Origin of the sequence: Actinomadura decatromicini (genome assembly GCF_008121305.1) — a bacterium.
Lineage (GTDB): Bacteria > Actinomycetota > Actinomycetes > Streptosporangiales > Streptosporangiaceae > Spirillospora > Spirillospora syzygii.
Genome location: NZ_VSRQ01000002.1, coordinates 835,563 through 852,125, shown reverse-complemented (window position 1 = coordinate 852,125; position 16,563 = coordinate 835,563). Strand labels below are relative to the sequence as shown.

Here is a 16,563-nt window from a genome sequence, read left to right as displayed (position 1 = left end):
CGACCCGTCACCAGGCGAGCATCCGCCAGCGACCCGTCACCAGGCGGCGTCGGCGAGGTCCTTGCCGGGGACGGGCCGCGCGTCCTGGACGTAGAGGTCGCCCGCCGAGGCCAGCACGCCCTTCCCGGTGTGGGCGGGATGCAGGCCGGTCAGGGCGCCGTCCACCTTCTGCCGCCACAGCACCTTGCCGGGCCTGCCGGTCAGGCTGTACGTCTGCAGGGAGAGCTGCGAATCCTGGACGAAGCCCGCGATGAATCCTCGTCCGTCCCGGCTGAGGACCGCCGTGGAGGGGCCCTTCGGGAGGGTCAGGACGACCTTGCTGACCTTGAGGTCGCCCCCGGCGCCGCGCAGGTCGAGCGCCCGCACCTGATGGCCGGTTCCGCTCGAACCACCGGCGGGGGTCCACACGAACGAGAGCGTCGTCCCGGCCCAGGAGAGGGCGCTGAGCCGTCCCGGCGCGCGGGTCGTCCACGCCTTGCGGGCGCCGGACCCGGCGGACACGACGGTCACGCTGCCGCGCGCCTTCCGGTAGGTGACGTAGGCGACGCGGTCGCCGTCCGGGCTGACGGCGAGGTCCGACCAGGCGGTGGACGCGCCCGCGACGGCGGCCTTCGGAAGGTCCTTGAGGTCTTTCGGGCGTCCGTCCGCGTCGAGGTGGAGGCGGTGGAACGCGACCTTGCCCGCGGCGTAGGACGCGACGACGTACGAGCCGTCCTTCGCGGCGGCGACGCGGTGGAAGCGGCGACCTTGCGGCGCGGCGACGGGGAGCCCGACGTCGGCGCCGGTGCGGACGTCCCGGACGATCAGCGCCGTCCCGGTCGCGGCGACCCCGACCACGAACCGCGGCTCGGTCTTGCGCGCCTGCGCGGCGGGCTTCGCCTCGTGCTCCTCCTCGGCGGAGCGCTGGTGGCGGTGCACCACGTCGAGCCCGCCCGCGACGAAGAGCGCCAGCGCCGCGGCCGCGCCGAGCGGGACGGCGCCCCGCAGCGAGCCGACACCGAGACGCGTCCCGGGGGATGGGTCATCGTGCTTGCCTTCCATGGGATCGCCCCGCACCTGCCTCTCTCGAGAGTTCGCCCGTCGTTTCTATCTCATCTACCTAGCGACATACAGCCATCAATGCGGAGTTATCGCGTCGCAACGAAGCCGCGCCGCCGACGCGCCGCCCGCGCACGCAGCCGCGCGCCGCCCGTCAGCCGAGCGCCGCGCGGGCGGCCTCGGCCAGAGTGGCACCATACGTCGTGCCGAACAGCACCACATGCACAAGCAGCGGATGCAGCTGGTGCAGCGGGACGCGCGCGCGCCACCCGTCGGCGAGCGGCGCCGCCTCGTCGTAGGCGGCGAGAATTCGGTCGAGCTGCGGCGTGCCGAACAGCGCCATCATCGCGAGGTCGGTCTCGCGGTGGCCGCCGTGCGCCGCCGGGTCGATGAGGAGCGCGCGGTCGCCCGTCCACTGGACGTTCCCCGACCACAGGTCGCCGTGGATGCGGCTCGGCGGCTCCGGCGGCCCGGCGAGCGTCCCGATGTCCTCGATGACCCGCTCGACCAGCCGGATCTCGCCGGACGACAGGTGCCGGGCGCCGTCCCGCAGGTACGGTTCGAGCCGCCGCTCCGCGTACCAGGCGGGCCAGTCACGACCTTCGGAGAGGGTGTTGTCGAGGGGCAGGTCGGCGATGAAGCCGTCCCACGGCGCGCCGTACTCGGCGGGACGGCGGCCGGTGTGCAGGGCGGCCAGCTCGCGTCCAAACCGCTCCGCGGCGGACGGCGTCGGCGACGCGGGCTCAAGCCACGGCAGCACGAGCATGTGCTCGTCGGCGGCGACCACGTCCGGGACGGGCGCGTCCGGCCCCGCCTCCCCCAGCCAGCGCAGCCCGGCGACCTCCGCCGCGAACACCCCGGCCTGGTCGGACGCGGCCTTCACGAACACCTCGCGCCCGTCGGCGAGGGACGCGCGGTGCAGCGTCCACGCGTGGCTGGAGCCGAGGCCGCGCAGGTCCTCGACGTCGGCGCCGAGGAGCCGCGCGAGCCGGGCGGGCACTCAGTCCTCCTTGAGCGCCGCGCGGATCTCCTCAAGGAGGCCCGGCATCGCCGCCTCCACCTGCTCCAGGACGAGGTCGAAGCCCGCGTCGTCGCCGTAATACGGGTCGGGGACGTCGAGGTCGGGGCCCGCGTCCGGGTCGAACTCGCGCAGCAGGCGGATCTTGCCGCGCGCCTCCTCGCCCGGGGCCATGGCGCGGAGGGCGTTGAGGTGCCCCTCGTCCAGGGCGACGATCAGGTCGTAGCGGTCGAACCAGCCCGGTTCGAACTGCCGGGCGATGTGCGCCGACCGGTAGCCCGCCCGGCGCAGGGTCTCGACCGTCCGCTCGTCGGCGCCGTCGCCGACGTGCCAGGAGCCGGTGCCCGAGCTGTCGACCTCGGCGTCCAGGCCCTCCTCCGCCACGTGGTGGCGCAGGACCCACTCGGCCATCGGGGAGCGGCAGATGTTGCCCGTGCAGACGAACGTGACTCGGTACGGCATTCCTCCATCATGCCCGAGTCCCCCGGCATGAAGGTCGGGCGTTCACGCCGGGCGGTCCAGGACGACGGCCTCCACGCCGGGGACACCGGTCATCGCCGCCTTCACGGCCTTCGCGGCCCCGCCGTCCTCGACCCGGGCCTGGAAGGAGTCCGGGATGTCCTGCGGGCGGACGCTGCCGATCAGGTCCTTGTCGTCGGCGAACTTCCGCTTGAAGTCAGCCCACGCCTGGTCCTGCGACAGGTATACGACCGAACGCACCTTGGGCATGCTCTGCAGTCGCTTCCTGATCGCGTCCTTCTGGAGGTCGGTCGCGGCTCCCTGCCCGCATTTCGCGGGATCGGACGATTTCACGCACAGGAACACGTTCACCTGGCGTCCGGCGCCGCCCTTCGCGTCGTCCTTTCCCATCGTCCGGTCGAACACCAGGTAGGTGCCCGCCGTCATTCCGACGACGGAAAGAACGAAGGCCGTGAACAGCGCCACCAGCACCAGGGGCCGCGGCGACCGCCGTCCTGGCGCGTCGGGTCCGTCCTCGCGGGGCTCGGTCACCGGGGCTCCCTCCGATCCGCGATGTTCCGGGGCGTCGCCATGGTCGCACGGAACGTGGTGACCCCTCCCGAAAAGAACGACCCCCGGCCGGGAAGCCGGGGGCCGTTGCGAAAGACGGTCAGTGGCGAATGGCGTTCAGCGCGTCCACGATGCCGTTGCCGAAGAACCCGTTCTGGCCCTTCGAGCCTTCACAGGTCTGGGTCGACGTGTGCTTGACCCACTTGCCGTCCTGCTGCGTGTACCAGACGTACTCGAACGTCCGCGGGTCCGGGCAGTCCTTGGCGGTCGCGGTGCCGCGCAGGATGCCCTCGACGGCGCGCGGGTCGAGGGTGAGGCCGCCGTTGCGGCGGTCCCGGTGCCCGTACCGGCTGACGATGAGGGCCGCGACGCCGACCGCGTGCGGCGACGCCATCGACGTCCCCTGGATCGACTGGTAGTAGGCGCACTCGTCGCCCTTGCAGCTGCGGATGATGTTCGGCGTCTTCGGCGTCCCGTCGGCGTTCAGCTCGCCGCGGGCCTTCGCCAGCCGCTCGGGGTAGGCGGCCCAGATCCCGGCGCGGTCGTCCGGACGCTGGTCGGTCGTGTCGACCTTGTCGCCGCCGGGCGCGGCCACCGCCACGTACCCGTTGCCGTAGCTGCTGTAGTACGACTTGCGGGTGCTCGGGCCGGTAGCCGAGATCGGGATGACGTGCTCGCCCTCGGTCGGCATCGACACGCAGCTCGCCGGGACGGTCCGCTCGTACGGCTTCTCGCCCGGCTCGGACGCGAAGTCGGGGCTCGTGGTGTCCACGTTGGTCTTCGTGTAGTCGACCTGCTCGTTGCCCGCGGCGGAGATCAGCGTGACGTTCCGCTCGTGCGCGAAGTCCAGCGCCCGCTGGACGGCCGTGATGATGGTGCGCTGTTCGAGCTGGTCCTCGGGCTTGTCCGCCGGGTTGTCGGCGCAGTTGTAGAGCCAGGGGTCCACGTAGTACGACATGTTGACGACGTCGATGCCGTTCTTCGCCGCGTACGTGAGGCCGTCGACGGTCGGCTGGAGGAAGAAGTAGCCGGAGTCCTGCCCGACGCGGATGTTGACGATCGAGACGTTCGGCGCGACGCCCGCCATACCGAGCCCGTTGCGCGGCGAGGCGATCGTGGACGCGACGTGCGTGCCGTGGTCGTTGTCGTCCCAGTCGTTGGGGTCGACGCACGACTTGAACTCGCACGGCCCGTCGACCTCGGCGCCGTTCGCGTCGGTCGGGATGTCGGTCGTGAAATTGCGGCTGAGTTCGCGGTTGAAATTCGGCGCGATGTCGGGGTGGTCACCGTCCACGCCGGTGTCGAGGACGCCGACGAGCACGCGCTTGTCGCCGGGCTCCTTCTTGTACGAGCCGTCCGCCGTCGCGTGGATCTGCTTCATGTCCCACTGCAGATCGGCGAGCGGCTCCTTGTTCTTTGACGGCTTTCCGGCCAGGGCCGCCCTGGTCTTGGTGCCGACGGTCCGCTCGACGTCCGCGGCCTTCTTCTTCGGCGTCTTCGGGGCCTCGCCGATGACGCGGTTGCGCGCGGCGCCGTCCAGCGCCCGCTCGCGCATCGCGGCGCGGACGAACCCGGGGTTGCCGGAACGGACGGTGGCGACGCCCACGTCGGTGTTCTCGCGGACGATCGAACCCCCGGCCGACCGCACCGCGCGGTGCGCCGCGTCCGGGGAGACGCCCTCCTTGTAGAGGACGACGTACTCCGAAACCTCACCCTTCGCCTGCGTTGGGTTCGGAGCCGCTGACGCTGGGAACGCGAGCGCCGTCACCGTCGTGACGGCGCACGCCGCGGAAATCAAGGCTCGCCGCAAAGCAGACCTCCTGGCCGTTGGGGAGCAGACCCGAGAAATGGGGACCAAGCCAGGCGAAGGTACGCGAGTTCCCGTTGAGAGATGCGAACGGTTATGTAACGAAAAGGGAGATCTCGTGTAAGCCGGGGTTCCGGACGTCCGTCCGGCATGCGAAGGCCCGCCCGGCAGCGGTCCAACCGCGCGCGGCGCGGGGCGCGGCTCAGCCGGTGCGGAGGGCGAGGGTGAGCGCCTCGACCGCCAGCAGCGGGTTGACGTTCGCCTCCAGCCGCTCCCGGCACGCCATGATCGCGTCGAGGCGGCGGAGCGTGTCCTCCGGACGCCCGTTCCGCGCCGCCGTCCGCAGCTCGGGGCCGAGGTCGACGTTCACCAGCTCGCTGCCCGCGCCGAGCTGCAACGTCAGGACGTCCCGGTAATAGGACGCGAGGTCGAGCAGCGTCCGGTCGAGCGAGTCGCGCTTCAACCGGGTCGCCCGGGACTTCTGCCGGTCGGCGAGCTCCTTCAGGGCGCCCGCCGTCCCGCGCGGCATGCGGCCCTTCTCGCTCTCGCCGAGCGCCTTGCGCAGCGCCGTCGTCTCGGCGTCGTCCAGCTCGGTGGTCTGCGCCGCCGCCTCCGCCTCGGCGGCCTTCACGATCGCCTCCGCCGCCGCGACCGCCGGGCCCACCGACGTCAGCCGGCGCGGCACCGCCATGACGGCCTCGTACCTGCCGCGCGCCTCCGGGTCCGTCGCGAGGCGGCGCGCCTGGCCGACGTCGCCCTGCGCCATCCGCGCCGCCGACTCCGCCGCGTCAGGGGCGACGCCCACCCGCTGGACGAGCATGTCCGCGACGGCCCGGACGGGCGGCGTCCGCAGCGTCACCACCCGGCAGCGCGACTTGATCGTCACGAGCAGGTCGTCGGGGGACGGGGTGCAGAGCAGCCAGAGCGTCCGCGGCGGGGGCTCCTCGATCGCCTTCAGCAGGACGTTCGCGGCCGGTTCCGTCGCGCGGTGCGCGTCCTCGAACAGGGCGATCTGCCAGCGTCCGCCGCTCGGCGCCGAGGACGCGCGCAGCACCAGCTTCCGCGCCTCCGCCGCGCCGTACGACAGCCCCGCCGGGCGGATCAGCTCGACGTCGGCGTGCGTGCCCTGGAGCACCTGGTGGCAGGACGGGCAGTGCCCGCAGCCCCGCGGCGTCTCCTCGCACTGGAGCGCCGCCGCGAACGCGCGGGCGGCGGTGGAGCGGCCCACGCCGGGCGGGCCGGTGAACAGCCAGGCGTGCGCGAGACCGCCCTCGCCCGCCGCGGCCGCCGACAACTGCGCGATGACCGGCTCCTGGCCCACGAGGTCGTCCCACACGCTCATGGTTCAAAGGCTAGCCGGGCCGGGGCCCGGACCGTTCAGTACTCGGTGATGACCGGGAAGGTGCCGGTGACGTCCTCGGCGCCCGCGGGCACCGGGTCGGGGAGGATCTCCCGGATGCGGTACTGGATCTCGCGGCTCAGCTCGTTCTGCGGACGGCTCGCGTCCAGGATCAGGTAGCGGTCGGGGTCGGCCTCGGCGAGCGCGCGGAACCCGGCGCGGACGCGCTCGTGGAAGTCCTGCGACTCGGACTCGATCCGGTCGGCGGGCGCGGACAGCCGCCCGAGCCCGGCCTGCGGCGGGATCTCCAGCAGGACGGTCAGGTCCGGGACGAGCCCGCCCGTCGCCCAGGCGTTCACGCGGGCGATGTCCTCGACGCGCTGCTGCCGGCCGAAGCCCTGGTAGGCGAGGGACGAGTCGACGTACCGGTCGCTCACCACGATGGCGCCGCGGTCCATCGCGGGCCGGATCACGTTCGCGACGTGGTCGGCGCGGTCGGCCGCGTACAGCAGGCTCTCGGCCCGGTCGGACAGCCCGGTCGTGTCGCGGTCGAGCAGCATCGCGCGCAGCCGCATCCCGATCTTGGTGGCGCCGGGCTCGTGCGTCGTGACGACGTCGTAGCCGTGGTCGCGCAGCCAGATCGCCGCCAGCCGCGCCTGCGTGGTCTTGCCCGCGCCCTCGCCGCCCTCGAACGCGATGAACACGCCGCGCTCGCGCCGGACGGGCCGCTCCGCCGCCGGGGCCTGCTCCGGCGGCGTGTAGATCTCGCCGCGCAGCGCGGCGCGCAGGTCGGGGACGAGCGGGATGCCGCGCCGGTCGTCCAGCCGCCGGAACCCGACCAGCCCGGCGAGCAGCGCGAGCACGGCCGCGATCAGCATCGCGGCGCCCGTCCCGTCGAAGTCGTACACCGAGTCGCCGACGTCGAGCCGGTGCGACCCGACCGCGCCCGCGACCAGCGAGACGGCCGCGAACGCGACCGCCGCGGTCACGACGGCGACCGACCGCAGGTAGCCGGCCGGACGGGTGTCCTCGGGCGCGTCGGGATCGGTGAGCGCGATGCTCCCGGTCGCCCACGCGGCCCCCGCGAACACGCCGAGGAACCCGGTCGTGAACACGGCGACGACGAGGTTCTGCACGAGCGCGATCACGACCAGCGCGACCGCGGCCGCGATCACCGCGAGGCCGAGCAGCCTCCGGCGGCTGAACGGGACGAGCACGCGCGGCCCGAGGAACACCCCGGACCCGAGCCCGATCGCCAGCCCGGCGAGGACGCTGCCGTACCCGGCGTCGCCTCCGCCCAGCTCGCCGGTGTGCACGCGGGCGACCCCGACGACCGCGCCCGCCGTGAGCGACGCGGCGGTCACCGCGAGCCCGACGCCGCGCGCGGCGGCCGTCCCCGGCCCCTGGAAGATCGCCTTCACCGGCGCGACGGCGCGGACCTGCTCGGACGCCGGGATCTCGCGGACCAGCGCCACGGCGGCGGCCGAGGCGACGAACACGGCGGCCGTCACGTAGAGGGCGAGGTCGGCGCGCGAGCCGCGGCCGAGCGTCCCGTTGGCGATCAGCGCGAGGACGGCGAACAGCAGCGCCGCGACCGGGGCCGGGGCGACGAGGACGCGGTTCGCCGTGCGGTGCGCGCCGGGGCGCAGCTCGTCGTCCGGGACCAGGGCGGGCAGGGACGCGCGGGCGGCGGGCGCCCACAGCAGGCCCGCGCAGGAGACCAGGAACGCGGCGGCGAACGTCCACGGCAGCGTCCCCACCAGCGGGACGGTCAGCACGACCACGAACCGCACCACGTCCGCGACGATCAGCATCAGCCGCCGGTCGACGCGGGCGGCGAGCGCGCCGCCGACCGGGGCGAGCAGCACCGCGGGCAGCACCAGCAGCACCAGCACGCCGCCGACCGCCCGGACCTGGACGGCGGCCGTGTCGTCGCGGGTCAGCAGCGCGGCCATCGCGGTCAGCGCCGGAACGGCGAGCCACAGCCCGAGCCCGGACAGCGCCAGCGCCGACCGCAGCCGCCGGAACGGCCCGATCGAGGAAAGCGGCGAGACTCCCGGCGGCGGTGACGCCGCGGGGTGCGGCCGGGATGCGCCCGTTCTGGTCATGTCGGTCAGGGTATCGGCGTGGATGTCCCTAGGAGCCGGACTTTGCGGAGGTTCGACGGCGCGTTGTCGTCTTCTTCTTCGTGCCGCCCGCGGCCACCTTCTCGCGCCGTTCCGCGAGCAGTTCCGCGGCGCGCTGGATGGTGATCGACTCGACCTCGTCGCCCTTGCGCAGGGAGGCGTTGGTCTCCCCGTCCGTCACGTAGGGGCCGAACCGTCCCTCCTTCACCACGACCGGCTTCTCACTGGACGGGTCGTTGCCGAGCTCGCGCAGCGGCGCCGCGGCGGCGGCCCGGCGGCCGCGCTGCTTCGGCTGCGCCAGCAGCTCCTTCGCCTGCTCCAGCGTGACCGTGAACAGCTCGTCCTCGGACGAGAGCGAACGGCTGTCGGTGCCCCGCTTGATGTACGGGCCGAAGCGCCCGTTCTGGGCGGTGACCGGCTCGCCGTCGATCTCGCCGAGCGTGCGCGGCAGCGACAGCAGCTTCAGCGCGTCGTCCAGCGTGATCGTGTCGAGCGACATCGACTTGAACAGCGAACCGGTGCGCGGCTTCGGCGCGTCGGCCTTCTTCGTGCGCCGCTTCTTCTCGCCCTCGGCCGGAGGCGCCTGCTCGGGCAGGATCTCGGTGACGTACGGGCCGAACCGCCCCGACTTCGCGACGATCGTGTGCCCGGTCTCCGGGTCGGTGCCGAGCTCCCGGTCGCCGGACGGCTGCGCCATCAGCTCCTCGGCCTTCTCGGCCGTCAGCTCGTCGGGCGCGATGTCGTCCGGGATGTTGACGCGCTCGCCGTCGCGGTCGAGGTAGGACCCGTACCGGCCGACCCGGACGACGATGTCGGAGCCCTTGATCGGGAACGAGCTGACGCCCTTGGCGTCGATGTCGCCGATGTCGCCGACCAGCTCCTTCAAGCCCTCTTCGCCGTTGTCGCCGAAGTAGAACCGGGTCAGCCAGCGGACGCGCTCGGCCTCGCCGCGGGCGATCTCGTCGAGACCGTCCTCCATGTGGGCGGTGAAGTCGTAGTCGACCAGGTTGCCGAAGTGCTGCTCCAGCAGGTTCACCACGGCGAACGCCAGGAACGACGGGACGAGCGCCGTGCCCTTCTTGAACACGTACTCGCGGGCGATGATCGTCCCGATGATCGAGGCGTAGGTGGACGGCCGCCCGATCTCCCGCTCCTCCAGCTCCTTGACCAGGCTGGCCTCGGTGTAGCGGGCGGGCGGACGGGTCGAGTGGCCCTCGGCGTCCACGGTGTTCGCGGTCAGCGGGTCGCCCTCGGCCAGGTTCGGGAGGCGGCGCTCCTGGTCGTCCCGGTCGGTGGACGGGTCGTCCGCGCTCTCGACGTACGCCTTCAGGAACCCGTAGAAGGTGATCGTCTTTCCGGTCGCGCCGAACTCGGCCCGCTCGTTCTGCGTGGAGTTCCCGGCGACGCGGATCGACACCGACTGGCCCAGCGCGTCCTTCATCTGGGACGCGATCGTCCGCTTCCAGATCAGCTCGTACAGCCGGAACTGGTCGCCGGACAGGCCCGTCTCCCCCGGCGTGCGGAACGTGTCGCCCGCCGGGCGGATCGCCTCGTGCGCCTCCTGCGCGTTCTTCACCTTCGACGCGTACACGCGCGGCTTGTCCGGGACGTACTCGCCGCCGAACAGCGCCGCCGCCTGCCGCCGCGCCGCCGTGATCGCCGTCTCCGACAGCGTGATCGAGTCGGTTCGCATGTAGGTGATGAAGCCGTTCTCGTACAGCTTCTGCGCCACCGACATCGTGTACTTCGCGGAGAAGTTCAGCTTGCGGGACGCCTCCTGCTGGAGGGTCGTCGTCCGGAACGGGGGGTACGGGCGGCGCGTGTACGGCTTCCGCTCGACCGTCGTGACCTCGTAGGGACGGTCGCGCAGCCGCTCGGCCAGGGCGCGCGCGGCGGGCTCGTCCAGGTGGAGGGCGTCACGGGTCTTGAGCGTCCCGTCGGACGCGAAGTCGCGGCCCTGCGCGACGCGCTTGCCGTCGACCGAGACCAGCCCGGCCTTGAAGACCTTGGGCTCGTCGTCCTTGCCCGTGTCGAACTGGGCCGCGATATCCCAGTAGTGGGCCGGGACGAACGCGATCCGCTCCCGCTCCCGCTCGACCACCAGCCGCGTCGCCACCGACTGCACCCGGCCCGCCGACAGCTTCGGCATGACCTTCTTCCACAGGACGGGGCTGACCTCGTACCCGTAGAGGCGGTCCAGGACGCGGCGCGTCTCCTGCGCGTCGACGAGCGGCATGTTCAGCTCGCGCGGGTTCGCGGCGGCGCGCTGGATCGCGTCCTTGGTGATCTCGTTGAAGACCATCCGGTGGACGGGGACCTTCGGCTTCAGCACCTCCTGGAGGTGCCAGGCGATCGCCTCGCCCTCCCGGTCCTCGTCCGTCGCGAGGTAGAGTTCGTCGGCCTCGGCGAGCAGCTTCTTGAGCTTCTGGACCTGCTGACGCTTGTCGGAGTTGACGACGTAGAGCGGCTCGAACTCGCGCTCCACGTTGACGCCCAGCTTCGCCCACGACTCGCCCTTGTACTTGGCCGGCACCTCCGAGGCGCTCCCCGGGAGATCCCGGATATGGCCGATACTGGACTCCACGATGTAGCCACGGCCCAGGTACCCCGCGATCGTCTTCGCCTTCGCGGGCGACTCGACGATCACCAGGCGGGTACCGGCTCCGTTGCCCCGGCCACGATCCGCGGTGCCGTTCTTGGCTGGCACAGTCGCTCCAACCTCGCTGTCTCGGTCCTCTTGAACAGGCTCTTTCTTACCGGCTTCGTACAACGTCCCGGGACGGCGCGTTCATGCCCGCCGGGCGTCTCCGTCCACCTCACCGCCCCAGGAGGCGGACGGGATTCTCACCGCCGCGCGCCTCAGACAGGATGACATGCCGCCGGAGGCCGCGCGGACCGGGTCGCCACCGTACGGTGCCGGACACGCGGTAGACCAGTAATAATGGTCGCAATGGCGGAGTACACCTACCTCGTCCTGTCCCTGCCCCGCGGCACCTCGCGTGACACCGCCCGGCAGATCCTGACCGAGCACGCAGAGCGCGGCGGCTGGGAAATCGACCGTTTGCGCCTCTACCCGGACGGCCGCCGCCGTATTCAACTCCGCCGCAAGGTCATCCGCGTCGTCCGCACGTTCTGACCGTTCCCGGCAGTCCGCCGGGAGTGTAGCACTACGTACGGTCACTTCGGCGAAGCCGTGCGGGTGGACGTCCTGACCCTCGTGAACGTCAACGCCGGAAGGGCGAGCCGCATTCCGGACGGTCTCGGGCCTGGGCGCCGCGCGACTCCTCTCCGTGACCGGTGGTGATCGTGACGGTCGGTGGGGGCCGGTGTGTCGGGCTGGGCCTCGGCTCCGAGGACGCGCCGCCGCGGTAGCACGAATCTCCCACCGAAGTGACGCCCCTACCTGCCGAGACGTGTGATGACGCAGAAAGGAGCGAGCCACCGAAAGGTAATCGGGCTCGCTCCACCGAGAGGCATGCGCCCCGGAGGCGCGCTCCGGGTGAGGACGCCCGCCAACGGAGCGTGGTTATGCCCCTTGAGGCAAGGTGCTTGTCGCGAAATGGCTACGCCGGGCGGGTTGTGGCGAGGCGTACGTGTCCGGGCGCTCGTAGTGGGGCCTCATGGCCGGTACTTGTGGCCGGGCGCTTGGGGCGGGGGGCTTGGGGGCTAGGTGGCCGCCGGGAGGTGGGGTGGGCCGCTCGGAAGGAAGGGCTCCGCCTGGAGGGGGGTGGCGATGGGCCTTGGTCTTCCGGCGGCCGCCTGCCTCCCGGCGGCCCCGGTACCGCGGCGCGCGGGGCGCGCCGCGGTTCCGTCCTACTGGTGGGCGGACCTACTGGTGGGCGGACGCCGTCCGGTGCGCGGGAGTCCGCCGGACCAGCGTCAGCACACCGGCCATGAACGAGACCACCCCGGCGGCGGCCACCGTCCAGCTCGACCCGTGCCGCTCCTTGGTCGGCTGCACCGCCGCGACCTTCTTGATCGGCCCGATCTCGGCCGTGCCCGGGACGACGGACGTCGCGGGCAGCGTCTCAGCGCTCGGCGCGCCCGGGACGTGGCGCGTCGCGGACAGCAGGGGCCCGGGGTTCGTCCCCTTCGGCTGCGCGCCGTCCTGGACGTGCCCCTTGGGCAGACCCGCCTGGTTCAGCCCGCCGTTCTTCGGCAGGGCGCCGTTCGGCAGGGCGGCCTTCTTGGAAAGCGTGTCCAGCTTCGGCAGGCCGCTCGCCGCCTGCCGGGCACCGGTGCCGCCCACGTTGGACAGCTCCTTCGGCAGGATCCCGTTGGCGATCAGGCCGCCCGGCTTCGGCTGGCCGCCCGTCCCGGGCGTGCCGCCGGAGATCCGCGCCTCCCTGCCCTCGCCCGCCTTCGAGAGGCCGCCCACCGCCTCCGCCAGCGCGTCCTTCTGCACCAGGACGCCGTTCATGGTCAGGGCGCCGTTCTCCGGCAGCAGGTCCGCCGTTCCCCGCGGCGCCTGGGTGCCGAGCAGGGAGACGGTGTCGATCAGGTCGGGGTTCTGCAGCGAGCCGTCCAGGACGCCGGACGTCCGGCGGTACGGGTTGTCGTACGGGTCCTGGTAGGGGTCGTCCGCGCACACCGGGGTCGCCGCGCCGACGACCGCCGCCGCGTTCCCGCACACGTCAACGGGGGCCGTGGTCGGCGCGCCGCCCTGGTTTCCCGCGAGGACGCCGTCCACCCCGGACGTGTGCTGGTCGCCGCCGTGCCCGCCGTGGACGTGGGTGCCGCCCTTGCAGAGCGCGGCGGCCTGCCCGATGATCGCGGCGGCGTTGCCGCACACCTCCGCCGGGGCGTCGACCGGCGTGTTTCCCTGGTTTCCGGAGAGGACGCCGAAGGTGCCGTCGGTGGTCTGCCCGCCGGACCCGCCGGACCCGCCGGACCCGCCGGACCCGCCGGACCCGCCGGTCCCGCCGCCGCCCGTGGACGCGCCGCCGTGGCAGGCCGCGACCGCGTTGCCGACCGCGTTGCCGCAGACGTCCGCGGGCACGCTGATCGGCGCGTCGACCTGGTTTCCGGACCCGACGCCGAACACGCCGGATGTCGACTGCCCCGACCCGGCGCCGCCGCCCTTGACGGTGGACCCGCCCTTGCAGCCCGCGCCCGCCACGCCGACGACCGCCGCCGCGTTGCCGCACACGTCGACGGGGACGGACACCGGCGCGTTCACCTGGTTGCCCGAGGCGACGCCGCCCGTCCCGTCGGTCTTCTGGCCCCCGCCGGCACCGCCGCCGCCCTTGACGGTGGACCCGCCCTGGCAGCCCGCGACCGCGATGCCGATCACGGCGACGCCGTTGCCGCAGACGTTCACCGGCGCGGCGACGGGCGCGTTGACCTGGTTTCCGGAGCCGACGCCGAAGGTGCCGGCCGTCTGCTGCCCGGTGCCTCCGCCGCCGTTCTGGCGGACCTTCGCACCGCCGCCGGACCCGGCGATCGACTTTCCGATGACGGCGACGCCGTTGCCGCTGACGTCGACCGGCGCGGAGATCGGCGCGTTCACCTGGTTGCCGCCGAGGACGCTCCCGGTGCCGTCGGTGGTGTCGGCGAAGGCGTTCGCCGGGAGGGTGCTGACGCCGAGGACGACGACGCCCGCGGCGACCACGGCGGCCCGGGACGTGCTTTTAGCCCACGTTCGCATGATGCTCCGTTCAATGGTTGGGGGTTGAGACGAGGTCTCGTGATTCGTGAGGGGGTGACGTGCCGCGCGGAGCGCACGACACGTCCCGGACCTGGCCCCTCAAGGCACGCGGGGGCGGGTCCGGAGACTGTGACCGGTGCTCAGTCGGGCGCGAAGGTCGGCTCGTCCGCGGCGGTGCGGACGGCCGGGGGAAGCGCGCTGAGCGCACGCGGGACCGAGGCCCGCGGCGGAGCCGGCGTCCATGCGAGGACGTCCGGGAGGCCCGCGACCGCACCGGACGCGGCGGAGTTGCCGATCGCGGAGTGGTCGTCGGGCGGGGTGGGCGCGGCGGGCGCCCGCATCGGCGCCGGGCGATGCCGGACGACCTGGTTCGCCGCGTGTCCGCCGGCGGCCGGAGCCGCCTGGACGATCTTCGCGGCGCGATGCCGGGTCAAGGGCGATGCCGGGGCGGAATGGCCCGCGGGCACGGCCTTGCCCTCATGCGCGTTCGCTACGAAACGCGGAGTCTCCGGAGCCCCCGAAATTGCTGGAATTTCCAAGGGGGCCGGAGGCGGCGCGAGCGTCACCGGTTCCCGCTGCTCGACCGGTGCCTTCTCCGACACCTCCCGCACGACGTGCCCCACCGGGCGCGGCGCGGTCTGAACCGCGGAGCCCAGGACGGGCGTCCCCGCGACGACCTGCGACGGGACCGCGGGCAGCTCGTCGGCGTGGGCCGCCGCCGACTGCGCGGCGCAGCCGAGCAGCCAGCCGGCGACCGCCAACCCGGCCAGGACGAGGATCCGGCGGACGGCGCGACGCGCGAGGACGGAGACCGCCCCCGACACCACCGCGCCGCCTGCCACCGAAGAACCCCCGTCGCGACCAGATCGTCCGCAAGAAATGAACACTTTTCGCCTGGGCCGTGCGTGTGGGACCACCCAGGACGAAAAGCGTTCAGTGTGACGATAGCACTACGGAGTGCAATGGCGCGCCAGATTCAAGACCGATCAAGAAATGCGTCAAGGACCCGGACGCCGAAGTGCAGCCCGTCCACCGGAACGCGCTCGTCGATTCCATGGAACATTCCGGAAAAGTCCAACTCTGGGGGGAGCTTCAGCGGCGCGAAGCCGTAGCAGCGCATTCCGAGCCGCGCGAACGCCTTGGCGTCCGTCCCGCCGCTCAGGCAGTACGGCACCGGCAGCGCGCCCGCGTCCTCCGAGATCAGAGCGGCCTCCATGGCGGCGACGAGCGCGCCCTCGTACTCCGCCTCCAGCGCGTGGTCGTGATGGACGAAATCCCGCTCGACGTCCGGACCGAGAAGTTCGTCCACGGTCGCGAAGAACTCCGACTCGTGCCCGGGAAGAAAGCGTCCGTCCACCTGCGCCGTCGCCGACTGCGGAATGACGTTCGTCTTGTACCCGGCGTCCAACCGCGTCGGATTGAGCGTGTTCCGGAGCGTCGCGCCGATCATCCGCGCCAGCGGACCGATCTCCGAAAGGCACTTTTCCGGATTATCCGGGTCGAATTCCACGCCGTACGCCAGGCACGCCCGCTCCAGGAACGCCCGCACCGTCTTCGTCAACCGCAGCGGGAACTCGTGCGACCCGAGCCGCGCGACCGCCGCCGCCACGGCCGTCACCGCGTTGTCCGGATGCACCATCGACCCGTGCCCGGCCGTCCCCTTGGCGGTCAGGTTCATCCACGCGATGCCCTTCTCCGCCGTCTCGATCAGGTACATCCGCCGGTCGCCGGGCACCGTCAGGCTGAACCCGCCGACCTCGCCCACCGCCTCCGTGCACCCCTCGAACAGCTCCGGATGCTCCTTGACCAGCCACCCCGAGCCCCACTTGCCCCCGGCCTCCTCGTCCGCCAGGAAGGCGAGCACCACGTCCCGCGGCGGCTTGCGCCCCTCCCGCAGCCGCTGCCGGACGACCGCGAGGATCATCGCGTCCATGTCCTTCATGTCGACGGCCCCGCGCCCCCAGACGCACCCGTCCGCGATCTCGCCCCCGAACGGGTCGCGCGACCAGTCCTCCCGGCGCGCCGGCACGACGTCGAGATGCCCGTGCAGAAGCAGCGCGTCCCGTCCCGGATCCTCCCCCTCGATCCGCGCGACGAGACTGGCCCGCCCCGGATGAGACTCGAAGATCCGCGACTCCAGCCCGACCTCGTCCAACTTCTCGGCGACGTACTCCGCCGCCGCCCGTTCCCCCGGCCCCGAATGATCCCCGGGATTGCTCGTGTCGATCCGGATCAGCTCCTGGCAGAGCCGGACGACCTCGTCCTCAGCGGTCGGCCCCTGGGCCACAGTCATCACCTCGTGTAGTCGCGTACCGTCCCATGGTGCCCCGGCGATCGACTTCGCCGCGACTCGCCACCTTTGGTATGGTGAACCCCGCCGCAGCCACACTGCGGCCTGCAACCGGTCCGGGTGGCGGAATAGGCAGACGCGCTAGCTTGAGGTGCTAGTGCCCTTCACGGGGCATGGGGGTTCAAGTCCCCCCTCGGACACACAAGATCATGTATAGCTCCGCAAAACTATACAGGATTCTACCAAGACTCAGCTCCGAGGCGCCTCTC

Annotated in this window: 12 protein-coding genes and 1 tRNA gene; 2 read left to right on the top strand and 11 right to left on the bottom strand. The window is 72.4% G+C overall.

The window, feature by feature from the left end; translation table 11 throughout:
* Nucleotides 1-36 precede the first annotated feature (36 nt).
* From FXF68_RS42275 to topA, 8 genes are all read right to left on the bottom strand, one after another.
* The gene (locus FXF68_RS42275) at nucleotides 37-1,041 is read right to left on the bottom strand and encodes a TolB-like translocation protein (RefSeq protein ID WP_187437863.1); all 1,005 of its coding nucleotides are present in this window, start codon (nucleotides 1,039-1,041) and stop codon (nucleotides 37-39) included.
* Between the two features lie 151 nt (nucleotides 1,042-1,192).
* Nucleotides 1,193-2,038, bottom strand: a complete 846-nt coding sequence (locus FXF68_RS11670) for a fructosamine kinase family protein (protein WP_148758932.1) — start codon at nucleotides 2,036-2,038, stop codon at nucleotides 1,193-1,195.
* Complete coding sequence (locus FXF68_RS11665) at nucleotides 2,039-2,518, bottom strand: low molecular weight protein-tyrosine-phosphatase (protein WP_148758931.1); 480 nt, start codon at nucleotides 2,516-2,518, stop codon at nucleotides 2,039-2,041.
* A gap of 42 nt (nucleotides 2,519-2,560) precedes the next feature.
* Complete coding sequence (locus tag FXF68_RS11660; protein WP_148758930.1) at nucleotides 2,561-3,067, bottom strand: permease-like cell division protein FtsX; 507 nt, start codon at nucleotides 3,065-3,067, stop codon at nucleotides 2,561-2,563.
* A gap of 118 nt (nucleotides 3,068-3,185) precedes the next feature.
* The gene (locus FXF68_RS11655; RefSeq protein WP_148758929.1) at nucleotides 3,186-4,895 is read right to left on the bottom strand and encodes a S8 family peptidase; all 1,710 of its coding nucleotides are present in this window, start codon (nucleotides 4,893-4,895) and stop codon (nucleotides 3,186-3,188) included.
* Nucleotides 4,896-5,094: 199 nt separating this feature from the next.
* Nucleotides 5,095-6,234, bottom strand: coding sequence for a DNA polymerase III subunit delta' (locus FXF68_RS11650; RefSeq protein ID WP_148758928.1), 1,140 nt, complete (start codon nucleotides 6,232-6,234; stop codon nucleotides 5,095-5,097).
* Between the two features lie 35 nt (nucleotides 6,235-6,269).
* Complete coding sequence (gene tmk, locus FXF68_RS11645; protein WP_148758927.1) at nucleotides 6,270-8,339, bottom strand: dTMP kinase; 2,070 nt, start codon at nucleotides 8,337-8,339, stop codon at nucleotides 6,270-6,272.
* Between the two features lie 28 nt (nucleotides 8,340-8,367).
* Nucleotides 8,368-11,064: a type I DNA topoisomerase gene (gene topA, locus FXF68_RS11640; RefSeq protein ID WP_148758926.1), complete on the bottom strand. Its 2,697-nt coding sequence runs from the start codon at nucleotides 11,062-11,064 to the stop codon at nucleotides 8,368-8,370.
* Nucleotides 11,065-11,307: 243 nt separating this feature from the next.
* Here topA and FXF68_RS11635 point away from each other — a divergent pair, with 243 nt between their 5' ends.
* Complete coding sequence (locus FXF68_RS11635; RefSeq protein ID WP_148351060.1) at nucleotides 11,308-11,493, top strand: DUF5703 family protein; 186 nt, start codon at nucleotides 11,308-11,310, stop codon at nucleotides 11,491-11,493.
* Between the two features lie 693 nt (nucleotides 11,494-12,186).
* Here FXF68_RS11635 and FXF68_RS11630 read toward each other — a convergent pair.
* The 3 genes from FXF68_RS11630 to FXF68_RS11620 form a co-directional block, all read right to left on the bottom strand.
* The gene (locus tag FXF68_RS11630; protein WP_148758925.1) at nucleotides 12,187-14,004 is read right to left on the bottom strand and encodes a chaplin family protein; all 1,818 of its coding nucleotides are present in this window, start codon (nucleotides 14,002-14,004) and stop codon (nucleotides 12,187-12,189) included.
* 140 nt (nucleotides 14,005-14,144) lie between these two features.
* The gene (locus FXF68_RS11625) at nucleotides 14,145-14,846 is read right to left on the bottom strand and encodes a hypothetical protein (protein ID WP_148758924.1); all 702 of its coding nucleotides are present in this window, start codon (nucleotides 14,844-14,846) and stop codon (nucleotides 14,145-14,147) included.
* A 134-nt stretch (nucleotides 14,847-14,980) separates the two neighbouring features.
* Nucleotides 14,981-16,291: a M20/M25/M40 family metallo-hydrolase gene (locus FXF68_RS11620; RefSeq protein WP_425458593.1), complete on the bottom strand. Its 1,311-nt coding sequence runs from the start codon at nucleotides 16,289-16,291 to the stop codon at nucleotides 14,981-14,983.
* Nucleotides 16,292-16,408: 117 nt separating this feature from the next.
* Between FXF68_RS11620 and FXF68_RS11615 the strand changes: the two genes are divergently transcribed.
* Nucleotides 16,409-16,494 (top strand) — tRNA-Leu (locus tag FXF68_RS11615).
* The last annotated feature ends 69 nt before the right edge of the window (nucleotides 16,495-16,563 follow it).

Bases quoted from the DNA above. Each gene is read 5' to 3' on its own strand.
- FXF68_RS42275 (WP_187437863.1), bottom strand. From the start codon at position 1,041: ATGGAAGGCAAGCACGATGACCCATCCCCCGGGACGCGTCTCGGTGTC.
- FXF68_RS11665 (WP_148758931.1), bottom strand. From the start codon at position 2,518: ATGCCGTACCGAGTCACGTTCGTCTGCACGGGCAACATCTGCCGCTCC.
- FXF68_RS11650 (WP_148758928.1), bottom strand. From the start codon at position 6,234: ATGAGCGTGTGGGACGACCTCGTGGGCCAGGAGCCGGTCATCGCGCAG.
- tmk (WP_148758927.1), bottom strand. From the start codon at position 8,339: ATGACCAGAACGGGCGCATCCCGGCCGCACCCCGCGGCGTCACCGCCG.
- FXF68_RS11635 (WP_148351060.1), top strand. From the start codon at position 11,308: ATGGCGGAGTACACCTACCTCGTCCTGTCCCTGCCCCGCGGCACCTCG.
- FXF68_RS11630 (WP_148758925.1), bottom strand. From the start codon at position 14,004: ATGCGAACGTGGGCTAAAAGCACGTCCCGGGCCGCCGTGGTCGCCGCG.